Below are 20194 nucleotides of genomic sequence, written 5' to 3' on the forward strand. Positions count from 1 at the left end.
TCACTCCACCAGGCCGGCGCGATGCGCCAACACGACCAGTTGGGACCGGTCGCGCGCCGCCAGCTTGGTCAGCAGTCGACTCACGTACGTGCGTGCCGTGTCGGGACTCAGGAACAGTGCCCGGCCGATCTCCTCATTGGACATGCCGCGGCCGACGTGGGCGAGGATCTCGCGCTCGCGTTCGGTGAGGCCGGCGAGCTCGTGGTCGCGCGTCCGGCGTGACGGGATACGGGCGAGTTGCGCCATCATCTGCCGGGCGACTGACGGCGTCACGGGCGACTCTCCGGCAGCGGCCGTGCGGACGGCGGCCCGCAGCGCGTCCGCGTCCATGTCCTTGAGCAGGTAGCCCGTCGCCCCGGCCCGGACGGCGTCCAGGACGTCGTCCTCCTCGTCGAAGGTCGTCAGGATGAGCACCGGGGTGTCGCGCAAAGTCGGGTCGGCGCGAATGGCCGCCGTGGCGGCGACCCCGTCCATGACCGGCATCTTCAGATCCATGAGGAACAGGTCGGGACGCAGCGCGCGCCCCTGCGTGAGCGCGTCGCGGCCGTGGATGGCCTCGCCCGCCACCGCGATGTCGTCGGTGTTCTCGATGAGCGCCCGCAATCCGGCCCGGACGAGTTCCTGGTCGTCGACGATGAGCAGTCGGATCACGGCAGCGCCTTTCCGGGAAGGGTCGCGTGGACGCGCCAGCCGCCCGGGCCGGCGTTGACGTCGAAGGAACCACCCAGGTTGGCCACTCGTTCCCGCATTCCGCGGACGCCGTGGCCAGGGGTGAACCGTGGTACCCGCGTGGCGCTGCCGTTGTCGTCGACCGCGACCTCCACCAGGTTGTCCTTGCGCCGAACCTTGGCTTCGATGCGCGTGGCGTTGGAGTGCCGCATGGTGTTGGTGACCGATTCCTGGATGATGCGGTAGACGCACGCCTGGACCTCGGGGCTGGCGACCACATCGTCGTCGACAGCGATCGTCACGTCGTAGCCGGCAGACGCGGGACCGTCGAGCAAGCGGTGCAGATCCTGGAAAGCGGGGTTGACGGCCGGGTCTCCACTGGAGGAACGCAACAGCGTCACGGTCGAACGCAGCTGGGCCATCGCATCGGAGACCGCGGATTTCACCCTGTCCAGAGCGGTGGCCTGACCGGCCTCGTCAGCCTCGCGAGCCACGTCGGCGAAGAGCGAGGCGACCGACAACGAATGCCCCATCGAGTCGTGGAGCTCGCGGGCCAGCGCGATCTGCTTGTCGCGGGCATGAGCAGCGGTGTCCATGGCGGTCTGTCGGCTCACCAGCCGGACGACCTGATCGGTTCTGCGCGCGAGACTCCGTCTGGCCCGCACGCTGTAGCCGAGCGCGATGACGGCAGCGATCAGCGCGGCGTGGCTGAGGAGTTCGTAACCGAGCACAAACGACGCCGACTGGCCGGACACGAGCCGGAACGTGGTCGAGGCGGCCAGCACCACCACGCCGGTGAGCACGGACGCCCGCAGGAAACCGGCTTCGGTCGCCGAGAACAGCGCCGCGGAGACGGGCAGCGCCACGCCGACGGCCGGATACCCGGCGATGTAGTAGGTGAAGAACCCCAACGCGGTCAGGACGAGCACGATGCGCGGCATCGTGCGGCGGACCAGCATGAGCGCGCCGAGCCCGACCGCCCACAGGTATGCCAGGAAGTCCGGCGAGCGCGATCCGGCCTCGCCGTAGCGGCTGTCGAACAGGTCCGCCCACGGATCGGAGTAGACCACGACGGACAGCACCACCGTGACGCCGACGAACAGCCCGATATCGACCATACGGTCGCTCGGTGAACGCTGGTTCCGCGTCATGCTCCGATCGTATGCGGGAGTTCCCGCTGGTGACACGCGCATCGGAACCATCACCGCGGTGCCAGGGGGAGCAGCGCCCTCATCGCGGCGTTGCGCAGCCCGGCGAACCAGTTGGCATGCTGGACCCGCAACAGCCGCCGCGAGCGGCGCACCAGGCGGGCTCCGGCCGGCCGCATCGCCGCGTCGTACTGCCGCAGCGCGCGTCGAGTGTCCTGATCGGCGTCAATCAGACCGACCAGCGTTATCGCGTCCAGGATGGCCTGGCAGGCGCCCTGGCCGAGGCTCGGCGCCATCGCGTGCGCGGCGTCACCCACGAGCGCGACCGGCCCTCGGACGTAGCTGCGTAGCGTCGGAAGGTCGTACAGATCATGATGCAGGAGGTCCGCGTCGGGTGTCCGGGCGATGGCGTCGGCGAGCTCCCCAGGCCAGCGGCGCACGAGCGCGCGCAGGGCGTCGCGGTCGGGCACGTCGCGACCGGCGTGGCAGACGTACCAGTTGGTGCGTCCGCGTCCGGCCGGGGTCAGCCCGGCGAAGACGCCGCGACCCCAGATTTCGCCCCACTGGTCGGCAGATCCGGCGCACGAGCCGCGCCAGGCGGCGGCTCCCAGGCGTCGCGGCTGATGGTCGCCGGGGAACACGGCCGTCGGCACGGAGCTGTTGATGCCGTCGGCGCCGACGACGAGGCTGTGCCCGCGCATGGACGCGACATCGGCGAGCCGCACTCCGAATCTGATCGGCTCGTCGCTGCTCTGCGCGTAGGCGGCGGCGAGTGCCGTCATCAGATCCGGGCGGGACACGAGCATGACCGGTCGCCCGTACCGCTTCTCGATCTCGCGCAGCGGAAGGTGACCGACGAGATCGCCCGAGTCCGTGCGGATGGTTGCTCGCGTGTACGGCTGGCAGTCCCGCAGCCGTTCGGTCACGCCCAGGCGGCGCAGGCCGGTCCACGCGTGCGGCCAGATCCCGAGCGCGGCGCCCCGACTGTCGATTCCCTCGCCACGGTCGACGACGGTGACGTCCCAGCCGGCCTGGCGCAGCGCGATCGCGGTGGTCAGGCCGCTGACCCCGGCACCGACGACCAGGGCTGTGCGTCGCGTGGTCATTGGCGTCACCATCCTGTCCGTCCGACGGGTCGTCTGGTCGAACGGTACGGCGGGCGGAAGCTCTCCGCGTACGCCGGAGAGCGTCGGCGGAGTCGCGGGCGAGCGACGCGCTCCTGAGCGACGTGGATGACGCTTCCGGACGGATGGCCGGCGCTGTGCGCGCTCCTAGCGTCGGACGCATGAACTCGAACGATCATCCTCGCGCTCCGCGACGCTACCGCCTGGGCCTGCCGCTCTGGCAGGTCGCGGCCCTGGCCGCGCTGGCGATGCCGCGGGTCTTCGTCCACGACCTCGGTGTGTCGGTCTCCGGGCCGGTGCAGGCGCTGCTGGTCTTCGTGCCGCCGGCGATCTGGGTGGCCGTTGCGGTGTTACGCCAGATCTCGGCGCCGGTCGTGACGCTGTTGTCGATCGGCGGCCTCTACGGTGTCGGGCTCGCGGTGGTCCACAACATCTACTGGTCCAGCGTCTTCGAATCACGGCCTCCGGAGCTGGGCGGCAACCTGGCGGGGCAGTTGGCGCCCGGCACGGAAGAGCTGATCTTCCGGATCGCCACCGGGGCCAGCAGCCTGCTCACCGGACTGGTCGTCGGCCTGATCACCGGACTGGTCGCCTCGGTCATCCTCAGGAAGATTCGCTGGCGACGTCCGCCTCACCAGGCGTGACCTAAGCATCCGGTCCCGTCGCGAGCTGCTCGCGGAGGATGTCCGCATGGCCGCAGTGCCGGGCCAGCTCGCGGATCATGTGGACGTAGACGTAGCGCAACGACACCCTCCCCAGCCGGGGATGAGGCACGGTGTGGTCGAGGTCGATGCTCGCGGCCAGGCGCCTCGACCGCTCGCAGACGTCTTCGTAATCCGCCACGACCTCCGCCATCGTCTCGGTCGGCCCGACCCTCCAACTGCCGAGCCCGAGAACGGTCGTCAGCGACGGTACGAGACGGCGCCGCGCCTCCTCCTCCGACAGTCCCCGCAGCGCGTCCGTGAGCTCTTCCCGGTAGGCGTCGAGGAAAGCCTCCGGCACCGCGCGCTCCGGCGCTGTGCTGCACCGTTCCTCGCTGTCGAGCGGTCGCTGGGCCGTCACGGCGCGGACCCCGGCCGCAGCCGTTCGCCGTACTCGCGGGCGACGGGCCGGATGAGGTCGCGGCTGCTGTGCTGGAATTCGCCGAGTGGATTCCTGCCGTCCGGCTCGAGCAGGCTCGTCTCGCCAGCTGGAGCGGCTCGTCGCCGGCCGCCGTCTGGACAGCGCCCAATTCTGCATCGCATGACGGTCTCCTCGCGGCGGGTGTGTAGGGGACGCCACACCGGGCAACGGGGGGAGACCCGATGTGGCGTCCGTATGACGCCTGGCCTTGCACGGCCAGGACGCCAAGCCGTCGTACACCCCGAGCGGGCACGCGAACGCGCATCACCCGCGGAGCCGGTGTTTCGTTGCGTTCGCCAATCTAACGGCGGTCGGCGCGCCTCGCCGTCGCCTGGAAGCGACAGTCGCGGCCGCGATTACGTCCACGAGCGACGCTTCGCCCTGCCGGCTTTCGAGCGGGAACTCGCGGCCGCATGCGAACGACCGACTCAGGGGCGTGTCCCTACGCCTCCCGATCGAGAAGGCCAGGATGTCGAAGAAGAACGCCAGTCCACGTGGTGTCAACGGGGCCAGGTCGCCGCGGGTGAGGCACGCCAACAGATCCACGACCGGTTTGCGGGGCATGAGCACGAACGCCAAATTGACGGTTTCCTTGCTGGCCGCCGTGCTGGTCGGCCTCGTCAGCCTGTTCGTCTACGTCGAGCGCACCGGCGACGAGACCCTCAGCGGAGCCGAATTGGTCACCGCCGAGAATCACCGCCTGTCCAACGCCGACGACGGCAAGGTGACTCTCGTCGAGTTCCTCGACTTCGAGTGTCCCTCCTGCCGTCAGGTGTTCCCCTTGGCCGAGCGATTGCGCGCGGAGTACGACGGGCGGATCACCTATGTGGTGCGGCATTTCCCGCTGCCGTCGCACCGCAACGCGGAGAACGCGGCCAGGGCGGCCGAGGCGGCGGCGCTGCAGGGCAGGTTCGAACCGATGTACCTCAAGCTCTTCGAGAATCAGCAGGCGTGGGGCGACGCGCAGGACGACCGGTCCGAGACCTTCGTCGACTACGCACGACAGATCGGCCTCGACGTCGACCGGTTCAGGTCCGACCTCGCGGGCACGGAGGTGGAACGGCGCATGCGCACCGACGTGGCCGCGGCGGAGGCGGCCGGCGTGACCGGCACGCCGACGTTCTTCCTCAATGGAGAGCGGCTGTCCACCCCCACGTCCTACCAGGCCTTCAAGGACCTCATCGACCAGGCGCTGGCCGCCCGGTGACGGTCGGCTGGGTGCTGACCGTCGGCGGGGCGTGCGGGGTTGTCGCGTCGGCGGTCCTGGTCGTCGAGAAGATGCGTCTGCTCGCCGATCCCACCTACCGGCCGAGTTGCAGCATCAACCCGATCCTGTCCTGTGAATCGGTGATGACGACCCCGCAGGCGGAGATCTTCGGTTTTCCCAACCCGGTGCTCGGCCTGGTGGCTTTCCCGGTGGTGGCCGCACTGGGTGCCGCGGTGCTGACAGGGATTCAGCTCAACCGCCTTTTCTGGCTTGGCCTGCAGGCCGGCGGCCTGGGCGGAGTCGCGTTCGTCCATTGGCTGATCGTCCAGAGCCTCTACCGCATCGGGGCACTGTGCCCGTACTGCATGGTCGTCTGGGTCGCGACCATCGCGATCTTCTGGTCCGTCACCGTGCACAACCTGCGCACCGGTCAGCTGCGGCCACCGCGCTCGCTCGCGCCCGTCGCGCGGCTCGCGCTGGCCGGTCACACGTTCGTCCTTCTCCTGTGGTACCTGACGATCGTCGTGTTGATCGGCGTCCGATTCTGGAGCTTCTGGCGGACCCTGCTCGACTGAGCGCGTCAGCCGGCGAACAGGTCGTGGAGAGCCGCCAGTGCGTTCTCCGCGTACGCCTGGCGGCCTGGCCCCATGCCGTAGGCCAGGTCTTCGAGCGCCTGGCAGCGCGCGAAGAACACGGCTCGCGGATCCGGCTGGATCGTCCGCATCCCGAAGTCGCGCAGGAGCCGGCCGGTGTCCGACGCCGGGTCCGCCATCGCCGCGTCGGCCCAGTCGATGATGCCGGTGACCCGGCCGGTGCGGGTGTCGACCAGGATGTGCTCGGCGCCGAGATCGTTGTGGCAGAAGACGAGCTGGTCGGACGGAGCCGGCCCCGCATCGTCGGCGAGGAAGCGCTCGACCGCCGGCCTCAGCCGCACCGGCACGCGGTCCGCGGCGACGCGGTAGGAGGCGCGGGCGTCGGCCAGCCACTCGGCGGCCGACGCCACGTCGGTGCGACCGACCCGGATCGGCGCGATGTCGCGGCGGAGTCGGTCCAACGTGGACACCACGTCGCCCACCGCGCGCCTGTCGCGTGGCAGTTCCGACAGGATGGATCCGGGCAGCTTGCGGTAGACGGTCAGCCCAGCGTGCGCGACCACCACCAGCGGCTCGGGCACCGGCGTGTCCGTGGCCGCGCGCACGGTAGCCAGCACGTCGACCTCATAGCGGGTATCTTGCTCGTCCGGCTGTCGCGCGACGCGGGCGACCAGGTCGCCGTTCACCTCGTAGGTTCGGTTCGTCACGCCACCGCCCAGCGGCGTGACGGTCCGGACGGAGAAGTATTCGCGCAGTGTTTCCCGCAACTGATCGACCTCGGCACTCATGTGGATCGACGGTAGCCGCCCGGTCCGACCGGGCCATTCGTCCCGGAGCGTCATCGCGGTCGCCCAGCAGCGCGCGGCACGGTGGCCTGTCGGCCGGGAACGGGGGCGCGGAAACGAGCCCGGTACGCGGTCGGCGTGACGCCGGCGACGCGCACGAAGGCCCGGCGCATCGTGTCGGTCGATCCGAAGCCGCATGCGCCCGCGACGGCGGCGAGGCCGCCGTTGCCGCGCTCGAGCCGCCGCTGGGCGGCGTGGACGCGGAGCTGCTCGATCTGCCGAACAGGGCTGACGCCGAGGTCACGCTGGAACAGCCGGGTGAGATGCCGTTCGCTGACCGCCACCCGGGCAGCCATGGCGGCGAGGCTGTGGTCACCGGCGGGGTCGGCCGCCGCCGCTTTCAGCACCTGGCGGACCACCGGGTCCCGCGGCTCGGGCCCACTGGGCAGGTCGAACTGAGCCTGCCCGCCCGGTCGTTGGAGGAAGACGACGAGGTGCTTGGCGACGGTTCGGGCCCGCTCGACGCCCATGTCCTCAGCGACGAGGGCGAGCGCGAGATCAATGCCGGCCGTGACACCGGCGGAGGTGAAAACCGGCCCGTCGCGGACGCAGATGGCATCGGGCTGCACTGTGACGTCCGGGTACCGAGCCAGGGCGGAGCAGGCCCGCCAGTGGGTCGTAGCGCGCCGGCCGGCCAGGAGTCCGGCTTCGGCCAGCACCAGCGCACCCGTGCAGACCGAAGCGACGCGTCGTGCCTGAGCGGCGAGGCGGCGTACGTGTTCAGTCACATCGTCCGGTGGGCGGTGACCCTTCCTGGTCGGAAAGCCCGCGACGAGGACCGTGTCGACCGGCGATCGCAGCTGCGACAGCGCCAGGTCGACACCCATCGGCACGCCGACGTCCGTGCGGACGGGGCGACCGTGGGGTGAGGCGAGCCGCACCCGGTAGCCGGCCGCGCCGTTGAGCACCTGCAGTGGTCCGGCGATGTCCATGAGGACCGCGCCGTCGTAGAGGACCAGGACCACCTCTCGCCGATCTTTCGTCACAATCATCCAGTCGCGCTGACCGTCGGCCCGGTTCCCCGAACCGCCTGATCCGGACCAGCCGGCCGCACATCCGGACCAGGACCGGCCTGCACGGAACCGGTCGGGCCGTCGGGGCCGACCAACGGACCATGAACCACTCGATCAACCGCCCTGCGCGTAGCGGATCTGGGCCCGTCGTCGCGCTTCTGCTCTTCGACGGGCTCACCGCGATTGACGCCGTCGGACCGTACGAGGTGCTCAGCCGGGTTCCTGGAGCCTCGGTCGTCACCGTGGGCAAACGGACCGGCCTGGTCCGGACCGACAGCGGCATGCTCGAACTCGGTGTGGGCCACACCCTGGAGCAGGTCTCCCACGCCGACGTGCTGGTCGTGCCCGGTGGAGACGTGCGCGAGCTGCGGGCCGACGACCAGGTTCTCGAATGGGTCCGACGGATACATCGGCGCTCCACGTGGACGGCGTCCGTCTGCACCGGTTCGCTCGTGCTCGGCGCCGCCGGCCTGCTGCGCGGGTTGCCGGCGACCACGTACTGGGCCATGCGGGCCGAGCTCGCCGGGTTCGGTGCCCGCTACGTCCAGGACCGGTTCGTCGAAGCCGATCGGATCATCACGTCCGCGGGCATGTCGGCCGGCATCGACATGGCCCTGCACCTGGCCGCCAAGCTGACCGATGACCGGGTGGGGCAGGCGCTGCAGCTCCTGGTCGAGTACGACCCCGCGCCGCCGTTCGACACCGGAAGTCCGGAGAAGGCGGGAGCGGATCTGCAACGCCTGGCGCTGGACCTGTTGGGGCTGCCCGATGCCGCACGGACGGGGACCCGATGATGCTCCGCAGGCGCGCGTTGCTCCTCCTGGCCGTGACAGTGCTGACGAGCGGCTGCGGGTCCGGCGCGCCCGCTGCCACCGACCGGGCGGCTGCGGCGGTGGCCGTGACCGACTGCGAGGGCGAGGATGTCAATGTTCCCCGTGCGCCGCGCCGTGTCGTGACCTTGGACGGGTACGCCGCTCAGGTGCTGGTCCGGCTCGGCCTCGCGGATCGGATCGTCGGCACCGGGGCGCCGGCTCCGTTCACCGCCGAGAACGGGGCGTTTCGCCAGGAGCTCATGGGTATCCCGGTGCTGTCCCGGACCCTGGCTCCGACCGAGATGGTCGCGGCCCAGAACCCGGACCTGGTGTTGACCGGGTTCGCGGACTTCGGTCTGGCCCCGGGCAGTCCCAAGGCGGCCGACCTGCGGAGCATCGGAGTCCCCGGCCTGGCCGCCTGCCTGCCCGACGGTCCGGCTGGGCCGTCGGTGACCGACCTGTCGCCCACCTACGACTTCGTGCTCAAGTTGGGCCAGGTCTTCGACGTGCCGGACCGAGCCGAACGCCTGGTCGCCGAACTGCGTGAGCGCGAGCAGGCGGTGCGGAAGCGGGCCGGTCCGGACCGCCCGCGGGTCCTCATCCTCCAGGACAATCCGGTCGCGGGGCGGCCGATCAAGACCTCCGGAACGGGCACCATCGCACACGCCCTCATCCTGCTGGCCGGCGGGGAGAACGTCTTCAGCGACGTGACGTCGATGCACGCCGACGTATCGCCTGAGGAAGTGCTCAACCGGGATCCGCAGGTCCTCTGGGTCATCACCGACTACCCGTTCACCACCAGCACCGGCGACGAGCTCGTCCGGCTCGTGAAGTCCAACCCGCTGCTGGCGTCGACCACCGCCGGTCGGCAGGGGCGTGTGTTCGCCACGTCGCAGTACCTCGTCGCCTTTCCCACGCCGTTGAACGTCGACGCGCTGGAGCGGCTGGGGGCACACCTGGGAACGACCGGATGGTGACAGTCGCACCACGGGCGCCTGATCGAATCCGTCGGCCGGCACTCGGATATCCGGCGATCGTCACGGCGCTCGCCGGGGCGCTCGCTGTCTCGGTGGTCATCGCCACCGGCATCGGGCCGGTCGCCGTCCCGGCCGACGAGGTGGCGCGGATCCTGCTCCACCACCTCACGGGCGTGGGAGAGAACCACCCGACCGCGGACGTGATCGTCTGGCGGATCCGCTTCCCGCGAGTGCTGCTCGGCGCGGTGGTCGGCGCCGGCCTGGCGCTGGCGGGTGCCGTCGTCCAGGGCGTCGTACGCAACCCGGTCGCGGATCCGTACCTGCTCGGCCTGTCGCACGGGGCCTCGCTGGGCGCCGTCGTCGTGCTGACCTCCGGGGCCGCCGCCCTCGGGGCCCTCAGCGTGCCGGTGGCTGCCTTCGTCGGCGCCGCGGTGGCCATGGTCGCCGTGCTCGCGATGGCCCGGCACGGCGGCCGGCTGCTGCCGCTGCGGCTGGTGCTGGTCGGCGTCGCCTTCGGACACCTCTTCGCGGGAGCGACCTCCTTCGTGCTGGCCCGCGCGGAGAGCTCGGCCGCCCAGCAGCAGATCATCTTCTGGCTGCTCGGTGGTCTTTCCGGCGCGCAGTGGGCCAGCCTGCCGGTGCCGGCGGCCGTGGTCGTGGGCGGGGGCGCGCTGCTGTTCCTGCGCGGCCGTCGGCTCAACGCGCTCGTGCTGGGGGAAGAGGCCAGCGCCGCTCTCGGCGTCCACGCCAGCCGGCTCCGCCGCCAGCTCCTGGTGCTCACGACGCTGCTGACAGGCACGGTTGTGGCGGTGTCCGGCGGCATCGGTTTCGTCGGCCTGATCGTGCCGCATCTGGCCCGCATGGTGGTCGGCGCGGACCACCGTCGAATGCTGCCGGTCACCGCCCTGCTGGGGGCTTCCTTTCTCCTGTGGGCGGACGTCGCCGCTCGAATGGTGATCTCGCCGACCGAGCTGCCGATCGGCATCCTGACCGCCTTTCTCGGGGTGCCGTTCTTCCTGCTCGTCATGCGCGCTCGAGGCCTGGCCGGACAGGAGAACGGATGAGACTCGACATCGAGTCCGTATCGGCGACGCTCGGCGGCCGGCGCGTCCTCGACGACATCACGATGTCGGTTCCGTCCGGCCGGTTCGCGGCGCTGGTCGGACCCAACGGCAGCGGCAAGTCGACCCTGCTCCGGGCCGTCTACCGGGCGCGGCGACCCGATGCCGGCAGCATCAGGCTGGACGGCGCCGACGTGTGGCGGATGTCCGCCGCGGACGCCGCACGCCACACAGGTGTGCTCATGCAGGAGTCGCACACGGGATTCGAGTTCACCGTTGCCGAGACCGTCGGGTTGGGCCGCAGCCCGCACCTCGGCCTCTTCGATCGCCTCACCCGCAGCGACCGGGCAGTCGTCTCCGACGCGCTGGGTCGCACCGGCCTCACGGCCTTCGCAAGCCGGCCAGTCGGTGAGCTTTCCGGCGGTGAACGCCAGCGTGTGCTGCTCGCTCGCGCGCTGGCCCAGCAACCGCGGCTCCTCGTCCTCGACGAACCCACCAACCACCTCGACATCCGACATCAACTCGAGCTGCTCGAACTCGTCCGAGACCTGGACGTCACCGTCCTCGCCGCCCTCCACAGCCTCGAACTCGCGGCCGCCTACGCCGACACGACCGCCGTGCTGCGCGCCGGTCGCCTGGTGGCGCACGGCCCGACCGCCGAGGTGCTCACGCCGGCGCGGATCGGCGAGGTGTTCGAGGTCGAAGCGTCGCGCACCGGGGCCACCTTCCACCTGCGGCCCCGATGTGTGTGTCCAATGCAGTCCTGCCATTGGAGCTGCCGGCGGCGGGAGGTGACACCACAGTGGACAGCATCGTCCGGCTCGACGTCAGGGGAATGACCTGTGCCGCCTGTGCGGTGCGGGTGGAACGGCGGCTCAACCGGATCGACGGGGTGACGGCCACGGTCAACTACGCCACCGATCGGGCGACCGTCACCCTCGCGCGTCCCGTGCCGACGCGACGCCTGATCGCATCGATAGAACAGGCCGGCTTCGGTGCCGAGCCGGCGACCGAGCCGTTGGCGGGTACGGACGACGTCCACGTCCGGGACCTGTGGCGACGGCTCGTCGTCGCGCTGTTGGTCGGCGTACCGTTGGCCGACCTGTCGATCGCGCTGGTGCTGGTGCCGTCGTTGCGCGTCCCCGGCTGGCAGTGGCTCCTGATCGCGTTGGCGGCGCCGCTCGTCACCTGGTGCGCGTGGCCCATGCACCGCAAGGCCGTCACGGCCGCGCGGCACGGCGCGAGCTCGATGGACACGCTCGTATCGCTCGGAATTCTCGCCGCCACCGGTTGGTCGGTGTACACCGCGTTCGCCCGTGACGAGCTGATCGGGCACGCCGACCTGTGGGGGCTGCTGTTCCGGCCCGCCGGCTCGATCTACCTCGAGGTCGTCGCCGGGGTCGTGATCTTCGTCCTCGCCGGCCGCTTCGTGGAGGCCAAGGCGAAGCGCACGGCGGGTGACGCCGTGCGAGGTCTGGCCCGGCTCGGCGCCAAACACGCCGTCGTCCTGCGGGGCGGGAAGGAGACGTTCGTACCGGCGGGGGAGCTGGCCGTCGGAGACCACCTGGTCGTCCGGCCGGGCGAGGTCATCGCGACCGACGGTGTGGTCGTCGCGGGCGGTGGCGCCATCGACACCAGCGCGATGACCGGCGAGTCCGTCCCGGTCGAGGTGCGGCCCGGCAGCGAGGTGATCGGTGCGACCACCTCGTTGACCGGCCGACTCGTCGTCCGCGCCACCCGGGTCGGCGCCGACAGCCAGCTGGCCCGACTCGTCGACATGGTCGAACGGGCCCAGAGCGGCAAGGCACGCGTCCAGCGTCTCGCGGACCGGATCGCCGGCGTCTTCGTGCCGGCGGTCGTCGTCGCCGCCGTGGCCACCGGCCTCTGGTGGAGCGTCGGTGGAGCGGGAGCGGACCAGGCGATCAGCACCGCCCTCGCGGTGCTGATCATCGCCTGCCCCTGCGCCCTCGGGCTGGCGACCCCGACGGCCCTGCTGGCGGCCACCGGCCGCGGCGCCCAACTCGGCATCTTCGTCAAGGGTCACGAGGCGTTCGAAGCCGCTGGCGCCGTCGACACCGTCGTGCTCGACAAGACCGGCACGGTGACGACGGGCGAGCTGACGGTGGCGGAACTCTGGCTGGGCGACGGGGTCGACCGGCGGACGTTCCTCGCCCGCAGCGGTGGCGTCGAACACTGCGCCGAACACCTCGTCGCCCGCGCCGTCGCTCGCTTCGCCCGGGACGAGGTGGGCTCATTGTCTGATGTGGACGGCTTCCGGGCACTGCCCGGGCTGGGCGCGGAAGGGACCGTCGCCGGGCACGTGGTGCTCGTCGGCTCGCCGCGGCTCCTCGTAGCGTCGGACATCGACCTGCCACCGGACCTGTCGGAGTTCCGTTCCCGCTGGGAGGCGCAGGGCCGGACCGTGGTCGCCGCCGCGGTCGACGGTCGGGTTGACGGCGCGTACGCGCTCGTCGACACCGTCCGGCCCAGCGCCGCCGACGCGGTACGCGAGCTGTCGGAGGCCGGGATACGGACGATTCTCATGACCGGCGACCATCAGGGGTCGGCCGAGGCCGTGGCCGCGCTGATCGGCGTCGACGAGGTGGCCGCCGACGTGCTGCCGGCCGACAAGGCCCGCGTGATCCAACGGCTCCGCGACGGCGGCCGCGTGGTCGCGATGGTCGGCGACGGTGTCAACGACGCACCGGCGCTGGCCACCGCCGATCTCGCGATCGCCATGGCGCGAGGCGCGGACGTCGCCGTCGGAGCGGCGCACGTCATCCTGGTCCGCGACGACCTGCGCACGGTGCCCGCGGCGATCAACCTGACCCGACGCACCATGGCGACGATCCGCGGCAACCTCTGGTGGGCCTTCGGCTACAACGTCGCCGCCATCCCGATCGCCGCGGCGGGTTTGCTCAACCCGCTGGTCTCCGGCGCGGCCATGGCGCTGTCCTCCCTGCTGGTCGTCTTCAACAGCCTCCGCCTCAACGCGGAGCCAGCGGCCGGGAGGTCCGCCCAACCGTGAACGGGCGACTTCAGGCGCGAACGACCCTGCTCGGCGCCGGCCTCGGCGTCGCCGCTGCCGGGTTGGCCGTGCTGGCCGTGACCGTCGGGCAGCCGTACGCGCCTCTCGGCGTCGCCGACCCCGGGCTGCTGGTCCGGCTGGCCACCCCGGTCGTCCGGCTGGTCACCGACGTCGCCGCGACGATCGTCGTCGGCGCGCTGGTGTTCGCCACCTTCCTGACCCGCGCGCAATCCACCGGCATCGTGTCTCCCGCGGGATACGCCGCGTTGCGCACCGCGACCAGAGCGGCCGCGATCTGGCTGCCCGGCGCGACCCTGATGGTCGCGTTGGACGCGGCGGACAAGGCCGGCGTCCCGATCACGCGGCTGACAGAGCCGGACGCCCTGCCGATCCTGATCGACGCGCTCGAGGCGCCCAAGGCGTGGGCCGTCAGCGCCGCCTGCGCGGCCGTTGTCGCGCTGGGCTGCCGGTGGAGCCTCCGGCGGACGACCGGCGCGGTCCTCCTCGTCGTCGCCACCGTCGGCCTGGTCGCGCCGTTGACGACCGGCCACTCGGCATCGGAAGCCGATCACGACGTGGCCACCGTGGCCGTCATCGTGCACGTGGTCGCGGCGGCGACCTGGCTCGGCACGCTGTGGTCCCTGCTGCGGGCTCGCGGTGGTCTGGCCCAGCAGGCGTGGGACCGCTATCGCCGGCTGTCCTCGGCGTGCGCCGTCGTGGTCGCGGTGTCGGGCCTCGTCGACGGGACAGTGCTGGCTCCGGGCGCCACCCCCGTCACGACGGGGTACGGCTGGCTGCTCCTGGCCAAGGGGGCCGTCCTCGTGGTGCTCGGCAGCGTGCTGTTCCGGCTCAGGACCGGCGTCCACACCACGCGCCGGCGATTGGTCGCCGGCGAACTGCTGTTGGTGCTGGCGGCGTACGGCCTGTCGGTCGCGCTGACCCGCATTCCGGCGCCGAAGTTCCTCCTCGGCCCGGCCACCGGTCACGAGACGCTCATCGGCTACGACCTGACCGGTCCGCCGACGCTGGTCCGGCTGGCCGTCGACTGGCGGATCGAAATACTGTTCCTGCCGCTGGCGGTGCTGGCGGCGGTGGCATACGCCCTCGGCGTGCGCCGCCTGCGCCGCGACGGGCGCCGCTGGCCGACCTGGCGGACCGTCGCATGGTGGTGCGGATGTGCGGTCATCGTGGCCGCCACGTCCTCCGGCCTCGGGCGGTACGCACCGGCCATGTTCAGCGTCCATGCGGTCTCGCACATGGCGATGGGCATGCTGGCGCCGCTGTTGTTGGTGCTGGGAACGCCCTTCACGCTTGCTCGCGCGGCCTTGCCCGTCGCCCCTCCCGACAGTCTTCCCGGACCACGCGAGTGGCTCGAGGCGGTGCGCGCGTCGGCCCCGGCGCGGTGGCTCACCCATCCCGTGGTCGGCACGCTGGTGTTCAGCGCGGCGCCGTTCGCGCTCTACTTCACCGGGCTGTTCGACGTCAGCATCCGCTACCACTGGGCCCACGTCGCGGTGCACGCCCTGTTCCTGGTCGTCGGCTTCGCGTTCTGCTGGATGGTCGTCGGGGGCGACCCGCTGCCGAGGCCGGCCAACGACCTGTTCCGGCTCGGCGCGCTGATGGTGGCCATGCCCCTGTGCATCGTGTTCGGGGCGGCGCTGGTCAACCACCGAGCAGTGCTCGGCGACGGCAACGCCAGCGGCAACCTCTACACCGCCCTCGCCCTGCCCTGGGTGCCGGACCTTCAGGCGGAGCAACGCCTCGGCGGATACGTCTCCCTAGCCCTCGGCGAGGCGTGCATGCTGGTGCTGCTGATCGTGCTCGTCATCCGTTGGAGTCGCCGAATCGGGGCGCGCGAGGATCCACCGTAGACGCCGTAGCGGGTCAGCGGCCGTGGGGTCGCGGAACATGTCGCTGATCAGGGACAGCGTCGACGGCATGAGGGTCGCGCCGGCGACGCCGAACACCGCGGCGCCGATCATCAGCAGCCAGCGTCGCCCGATCCGGTCGCCCAGCGTACCCATGGTGACGAAACCCGGCGATCATGAAACCGTAGATGTCCGTGATCCGGAGCACGTTCAGGTCAAGCGCGAGCAGCGCGAGTACGCCCAGCGCGATCCACTCCCGCCGGCCGGCGCTCGTCGGCGGTCCATCGGGTGGGCTCCACGTCGGCGTCGGTCGCGAAGCCGTCCGCCCGGGTCGGCGTGATGCCGTAGACGTCGTAGGGCGGGGGGCCCGCTGTCGGAGCGCCTTCGGCATCGTGGAACGCGCCGTCACGTGGTGTGACCTGCCACCCGTACTTGCTGGCATAGGTGTCGGCGAGCGCGCGGAGGCGGTCCTCGTCGGCCACCTTCGTCGCCGTGCCGTAGACCACCATGTCGACCGACGGTCCACTCGCGCCGATCACACAACGCGGGTCTGCGGCGAGGTCTCGTGCCTTGCGGGTGCGGCCGGACGCCGCGAAGTGCGCGGTGCCGTCCAGGACCACGGCGAGCACCGGCACCAGGTGCGGCCGGCCTTCCGCGCTGGTGGTCACGAGCCAGTAGGTGCTCGCATCGCCGAATCGCCTCAACGCCTCGGTCCAGGATGTCGTCGATCGGCCGGCGAGTAGTGGTCGGGCGCGCATCGGTGTTGTCATCTGAACGTTCCCCCCGCTTAGTCTCCTCAAGGAACGGACGTTACCAAAGACCGTTCCCTGAGGGAACTCTGTGGAGGGTGATTGGTGCAGCGAACCAACATCGCCGACCGTGCATGCTCGGTGGCGCGCACGTTCGCTTCGAGGACCTCAAACGAGATCTCGGGATCTCCCGCAAGGTGCTCGCCGAGCGACTCGGACGGTTACTCGAAAAGGAGATTCTGCGACGACATCAGTATTCAGACAGGCCACCCCGGTTCGAGTACCTGCTGACGGAGAAGGGCCTCGACCTGTGCGCCGTCCTGCTCGCCGCGATGGCGTGGGGCGATCGCTGGACCGCCGGCCCGGCCGGGCCACCGGTCCTCCTGCGCCACCAGGCCTGCGGTGAGATGACGCACGCGGTGCTTCGCTGCGCCGGGTGCGGGCAACCATTGGACGCCACCGACGTGGGACCTCGAAGACGGCACGCGGTAGCTCCGTCAGGGATTGAGATCTGGCGATCTGGTGGCGACAACTTGCCATTGGCTTGTCCTGGGTCGCACAACAGTGTGGTTTGGCGCGCCGGTCGGCGGTCACGACTGGCTCGGCGCGGCCGCCAATGCAATGGGTTCGGTTCCTCATGGTCCACGTGGGTGAGCCCGTCTCAGCTGGCGCTCGGATCGTGCCAGCCGCCGTGGTGGGCCGTGAGGCGCTGCGCCTCGTCCGGTCCCCACGTGCCCGGTTCGTAACGGTGCGGGGCCGACGGGTCGTCGAGCACCGGCTCGACCACCGCCCACGCCGCTTCCACGCTCTGCTCCGTCGTGAACAGCGAGGCGTCCCCGGCCAGGGCGTCACCGAGCAGACGTTGGTACGGCGGCAGGTCCGGTTCCGCGGGGCGGTTGAGCGCCGCGAGCTCGACGGCGGTGCCCGTCATCGCCGCGCCCGGGGCCTTGACCGTCACGCCGAGAGAAATGGCGCCGTCCGGGCCGAGCCGGAACCTGACGTAGTTCGGCGGGTGGTCGCGGTCCACTGAGGCCAGTGCGGCCGGCGGCCGGCGGCCGGCGCAGGCGGACGACGACCTCGGTGGCGGTCACCGGCAGCCGCTTGCCGGCCCGGATGTAGAACGGCACGCCGGCCCACCGCCAGGTGTCCACGTGGGCCCGCAGCGCCACGAAGGTCTCCACGGTGGAGCCCGCCGCCACGCCGTTCTCGTCGAGGTAGCCGGTGAACTGGCCGCGGACCACGTCGTTGTGGCGGAGCGGCGGCATGGCCCGCAACACTTTGGCCTTCTCGACGCGGATGTCCTGATGCCCGTAGCCGCCCGGCGGTTCCATCGCCACCAGGCTCAGCACCTGGAGCAGGTGGTTCTGCACGACGTCGCGGATCACACCGGTCTTGTCGTAGAAGGCGCCCCGCCCGGCGACGCCGAACTCCTCGGCCATGGTGATCTGCACGGAGTCGACGTAGAACCGGTTCCAGAACGGCTCGAGCAGGGCGTTGGCGAAGCGGAAGTACAGCAGGCCAAGCACGGCGTCCTTGCCGAGGAAATGGTCGATGCGATAGATCGCGTCGTCGGGGAAATAACGGCGCAGCAGCGCGTTCAGCTCACGCGCTTCGGCGAGGTCGCGGCCGAACGGCTTCTCCACGACGACCCGGCCGCCGTCGGCGGACCCGGAGTCGTGCAGCGCGGTCGCGACCGTTCCGAACAACGCCGGCGGGATCGCGAGGTAGAACAGCGGCGCTCGGGCGGTGCCGAGCGCTGTGCGGAGGGCCTCGAACGTGGAGGCGTCGCGGTAGTCACCGTCGACGTATCGCAGGCGTTCGATGAGCTGCCGCACGGTCGGCTCGTCGTGGAGACCGGCTTCGGCCAGGCTGTCGCGCGCCCGCTGAGCCAGCTGGTCGCGGTCCCAGCCGGCCTTCGCGACGCCGATCACCGGCATGTCCAGTCGACCCTGAGAGATCAGGCCCGCGAGGGCAGGAAAGATCTGCTTGTACGCGAGGTCGCCGGTGGCGCCGAAGAAGACCGGCGCGTCGGCGCGCCCGGTCGGTGTGCCCACCCACGCTCCTCCTCACCGGCGACGACCTGGTCCGGCTCATTCTCGCGCGTGTCAGGTCGTCGCGACGCCGAATCGGAGGGATCGCCCCGGGTCAGCCTCGCATGGCGAGGTAGCGCCGGATCAGCTCCCGCGTCGAGGAGTCGTGCTGGGCGGACGGCTCGGCGGCCCCGGTCAGCTCTGGAATGATCTTCGCCGCGAGCACCTTGCCGAGCTCGACGCCCCACTGGTCGAAGGAGTCGATGCCCCAGATCGTGCCCTGGGTGAACACGCTGTGCTCGTAGAGCGCCACCAGCGCGCCCAGCACCCGCGGGGTGAGCCGCTCGGCCAGCAGCACGTTGCTCGGGCGGTTGCCCTCCATGACCCGATGGGCAACGACGTCGTCGGCGGTGCCTTCGGCCCGTACCTCCTCCTGGGTCCTGCCGAACGCCAACGCCTGCGCCTGCGCGAACACGTTGGAGGAGAGCAGGTCGTGGTGGTCGCGCAGCGGGTTGAGGGTCTGGCCGAAGCCGATCAGGTCGACGGGGATGAGCCGCGTGCCCTGGTGGAGCAGCTGGTAGAAGCTGTGCTGGCCGTTGGTGCCCGGTTCACCCCAGTAGACCGGGCCGGTGTCGTAGTCGACCGGACGGCCGTCGCGGGTGACGTGCTTGCCGTTGGACTCCATGGTGAGCTGTTGCAGATAGGCCGGAAAACGCTTCAGATACTGCTCGTACGGCATGACGCCGACACTCTGCACATTGAAGAAGTTGACGTACCAGACGGTGAGCAGGCCCATCAGCGCCGGCAGGTTCCGGTCCAGCGGGGTGGTGCGGAAGTGCTCGTCCATCTCGTGGAAGCCCGCCAGCATCTCGGCGAAGCCCTGCGGACCGACGGCGACCATGGTGGACAGTCCGATGGCGGAGTCCATCGAGTAGCGGCCGCCGACCCAGTCCCAGAACCCGAACATGTTGGCGGTGTCGATGCCGAACTCGGCGACCCGGTCCGCGTTGGTGGACACGGCGACGAAGTGCTTAGCCACCGCGGCCTCGTCGCCGAGCTGGCCGACCACCCAGTCGCGCGCCGAATGGGCGTTGGTCAGGGTCTCGAGCGTGCCGAACGTCTTGGAGGAGACGATGAACAGCGTCTCCTCGGCGCGCAGGTCCCTGGTGGCCTCGACGAAGTCGGTCGAGTCCACATTGGACACGAACCGGAACGTCAGATCCCGGCGGGTGTAGTGCCGCAGAGCCTCGTACGCCATGACCGGTCCGAGGTCCGATCCGCCGATGCCGACGTTGACGATCGCCTTGATCGGCTTGCCGGTGTGCCCCAGCCACTGTCCTGAACGGATCCGGTCGGCGAAGGCGGCCATGCGGTCCAGCTCGCCGTGGACCTGGGCGACCACGTCCACGCCGTCGACGACCAGGGAGGCGCTCTTCGGCATCCGCAGGGCCACGTGCAACACGGACCGGTGCTCCGAGGAGTTGATAGGCGCGCCGGAGAACATCAGGTCGCGGCGCTGTTCGAGCTCGCACTCGCGGGCGAGCTGAAACAGCAGCCGCAACGTCTCCTCGGTGATCCGGTTCTTGGAGTAGTCGAGGTAGAGCCCGGCCCCCTCGGCCGTCAACCGCTCACCCCGCGCGGGGTCGTCCGCGAACAGTTCTCGCAGGTGCCGGCCACCGAGGTCGGCGTGGTGCGCGGCGAGGGCCTGCCAGGCGGCGCGTTCGCGCAGCGGCATCGTCGACATCGTTCCTCCGATCGGCCGACGGGCTGAGCCGGCGCCGCTGGTGATGCTACCGGCGCCGACGGCCTGAGGAGATGGTTGGTAAGTCTTGGCCGCAACACTCTGAAGCGGTTATGAAGTCGAGACGTGCTCTCATTGGGCGGCCATCCGGTGTGGAGTGAAAGGGAACAGGCACCTTGAAGAGAGTTAGATGGGCAGCCATCGTCG

19 protein-coding genes and 2 pseudogenes are annotated in these 20194 nt (G+C 70.7%); 10 read left to right on the top strand and 11 right to left on the bottom strand.

The features are described from left to right. From O7635_RS24765 to O7635_RS24775, 3 genes are read right to left on the bottom strand one after another with little or no spacing between them, the layout of a single operon-like run. Positions 1 to 651, bottom strand: a complete 651-nt coding sequence (locus tag O7635_RS24765; protein ID WP_278082856.1) for a response regulator transcription factor — start codon at positions 649 to 651, stop codon at positions 1 to 3. Then, a complete protein-coding gene (locus tag O7635_RS24770; protein ID WP_278082857.1) occupies positions 648 to 1871 on the bottom strand; it encodes a histidine kinase in 1224 nt (407 codons plus the stop codon). The genes O7635_RS24765 and O7635_RS24770 overlap by 4 nt, the downstream gene beginning before the upstream one ends. After that, a complete protein-coding gene (locus O7635_RS24775) occupies positions 1871 to 2923 on the bottom strand; it encodes an NAD(P)/FAD-dependent oxidoreductase (protein ID WP_278082858.1) in 1053 nt (350 codons plus the stop codon). Before O7635_RS24775 ends, O7635_RS24770 begins: the two co-directional genes overlap by 1 nt. A 179-nt stretch (positions 2924 to 3102) precedes the next feature. Here O7635_RS24775 and O7635_RS24780 point away from each other — a divergent pair, with 179 nt between their 5' ends. Beyond that, positions 3103 to 3585 carry a hypothetical protein gene (locus tag O7635_RS24780; protein WP_278082859.1) on the top strand — a complete coding sequence of 161 codons (483 nt, stop codon included), beginning with the start codon at positions 3103 to 3105 and terminating at the stop codon, positions 3583 to 3585. 1 nt (position 3586) lies between these two features. Here the strand turns inward: O7635_RS24780 and O7635_RS24785 are convergent, their stop codons facing one another. Further along, complete coding sequence (locus O7635_RS24785; RefSeq protein ID WP_278082860.1) at positions 3587 to 4003, bottom strand: DinB family protein; 417 nt, start codon at positions 4001 to 4003, stop codon at positions 3587 to 3589. Positions 4004 to 4625: 622 nt separating this feature from the next. Here O7635_RS24785 and O7635_RS24790 point away from each other — a divergent pair. Both O7635_RS24790 and O7635_RS24795 read left to right on the top strand, forming a co-directional pair. Next, the gene (locus tag O7635_RS24790; protein ID WP_347405301.1) at positions 4626 to 5270 is read left to right on the top strand and encodes a thioredoxin domain-containing protein; all 645 of its coding nucleotides are present in this window, start codon (positions 4626 to 4628) and stop codon (positions 5268 to 5270) included. Positions 5271 to 5281: 11 nt separating this feature from the next. Beyond that, positions 5282 to 5845 carry a vitamin K epoxide reductase family protein gene (locus tag O7635_RS24795; protein ID WP_278082862.1) on the top strand — a complete coding sequence of 188 codons (564 nt, stop codon included), beginning with the start codon at positions 5282 to 5284 and terminating at the stop codon, positions 5843 to 5845. Positions 5846 to 5850: 5 nt separating this feature from the next. On the opposite strand, the gene O7635_RS24800 is transcribed toward O7635_RS24795, so the two are convergent. Together O7635_RS24800 and O7635_RS24805 are read right to left on the bottom strand one after the other, a co-directional pair. Then, a complete protein-coding gene (locus tag O7635_RS24800; protein ID WP_278082863.1) occupies positions 5851 to 6651 on the bottom strand; it encodes an aminoglycoside phosphotransferase family protein in 801 nt (266 codons plus the stop codon). Between the two features lie 50 nt (positions 6652 to 6701). Continuing rightward, on the bottom strand, positions 6702 to 7673 hold the full coding sequence (locus O7635_RS24805) for a DJ-1/PfpI family protein (RefSeq protein WP_278082864.1): 972 nt from the start codon (positions 7671 to 7673) through the stop codon (positions 6702 to 6704). Between the two features lie 149 nt (positions 7674 to 7822). On the opposite strand from O7635_RS24805, the gene O7635_RS24810 reads away from it, so the two are divergent. The 6 genes from O7635_RS24810 (at position 7823) to O7635_RS24835 (ending at position 15470) form a co-directional block, all read left to right on the top strand. Then, on the top strand, positions 7823 to 8515 hold the full coding sequence (locus tag O7635_RS24810; RefSeq protein WP_278082865.1) for a DJ-1/PfpI family protein: 693 nt from the start codon (positions 7823 to 7825) through the stop codon (positions 8513 to 8515). After that, entirely contained in the window at positions 8515 to 9510 is a 996-nt protein-coding gene (locus O7635_RS24815) for an ABC transporter substrate-binding protein (protein ID WP_278082866.1), read from the top strand. Before O7635_RS24810 ends, O7635_RS24815 begins: the two co-directional genes overlap by 1 nt. A gap of 92 nt (positions 9511 to 9602) precedes the next feature. Further along, positions 9603 to 10574 carry an iron ABC transporter permease gene (locus O7635_RS24820; protein ID WP_278082867.1) on the top strand — a complete coding sequence of 324 codons (972 nt, stop codon included), beginning with the start codon at positions 9603 to 9605 and terminating at the stop codon, positions 10572 to 10574. Then, on the top strand, positions 10571 to 11410 hold the full coding sequence (locus O7635_RS24825; RefSeq protein WP_278082868.1) for an ABC transporter ATP-binding protein: 840 nt from the start codon (positions 10571 to 10573) through the stop codon (positions 11408 to 11410). Before O7635_RS24820 ends, O7635_RS24825 begins: the two co-directional genes overlap by 4 nt. Then, positions 11374 to 13599 carry a heavy metal translocating P-type ATPase gene (locus O7635_RS24830; protein WP_278082869.1) on the top strand — a complete coding sequence of 742 codons (2226 nt, stop codon included), beginning with the start codon at positions 11374 to 11376 and terminating at the stop codon, positions 13597 to 13599. The genes O7635_RS24825 and O7635_RS24830 overlap by 37 nt, the downstream gene beginning before the upstream one ends. Next, positions 13596 to 15470 (top strand): cytochrome c oxidase assembly protein, encoded by a 1875-nt coding sequence (locus O7635_RS24835; RefSeq protein ID WP_278082870.1) that lies wholly within the window; start codon positions 13596 to 13598, stop codon positions 15468 to 15470. Before O7635_RS24830 ends, O7635_RS24835 begins: the two co-directional genes overlap by 4 nt. 24 nt (positions 15471 to 15494) lie before the next feature. On the opposite strand, the pseudogene O7635_RS24840 reads toward O7635_RS24835, so the two are convergent. Together O7635_RS24840 and O7635_RS24845 are read right to left on the bottom strand one after the other, a co-directional pair. Further along, a pseudogene (locus tag O7635_RS24840) lies at positions 15495 to 15717 on the bottom strand (MFS transporter); the annotation flags it as partial. Continuing rightward, on the bottom strand, positions 15683 to 16237 hold the full coding sequence (locus O7635_RS24845; protein WP_347405302.1) for a pyridoxamine 5'-phosphate oxidase family protein: 555 nt from the start codon (positions 16235 to 16237) through the stop codon (positions 15683 to 15685). The pseudogene O7635_RS24840 and the gene O7635_RS24845, both read right to left, overlap by 35 nt. A 113-nt stretch (positions 16238 to 16350) precedes the next feature. On the opposite strand from O7635_RS24845, the gene O7635_RS24850 reads away from it, so the two are divergent. Further along, complete coding sequence (locus tag O7635_RS24850; RefSeq protein ID WP_278082871.1) at positions 16351 to 16962, top strand: helix-turn-helix domain-containing protein; 612 nt, start codon at positions 16351 to 16353, stop codon at positions 16960 to 16962. Here O7635_RS24850 and O7635_RS24855 read toward each other — a convergent pair. The 3 genes and pseudogenes from O7635_RS24855 to pgi all read right to left on the bottom strand — a co-directional run bounded on the left by O7635_RS24855 (position 16878) and on the right by pgi (position 19990). Further along, positions 16878 to 17243 (bottom strand): hypothetical protein, encoded by a 366-nt coding sequence (locus O7635_RS24855; protein WP_278082872.1) that lies wholly within the window; start codon positions 17241 to 17243, stop codon positions 16878 to 16880. The two genes, O7635_RS24850 and O7635_RS24855, sit on opposite strands and share 85 nt — an antisense overlap. Before the next feature lie 79 nt (positions 17244 to 17322). Beyond that, a pseudogene (locus tag O7635_RS24860) lies at positions 17323 to 18270 on the bottom strand (glucose-6-phosphate dehydrogenase); the annotation flags it as partial. Between the two features lie 91 nt (positions 18271 to 18361). After that, complete coding sequence (pgi, locus tag O7635_RS24865; RefSeq protein WP_278082873.1) at positions 18362 to 19990, bottom strand: glucose-6-phosphate isomerase; 1629 nt, start codon at positions 19988 to 19990, stop codon at positions 18362 to 18364. Positions 19991 to 20194: the final 204 nt, after the last annotated feature.

The sequence above is a fragment of the Asanoa sp. WMMD1127 genome, assembly GCF_029626225.1.
In the GTDB taxonomy this organism is placed as follows: Bacteria; Actinomycetota; Actinomycetes; order Mycobacteriales; family Micromonosporaceae; genus Asanoa.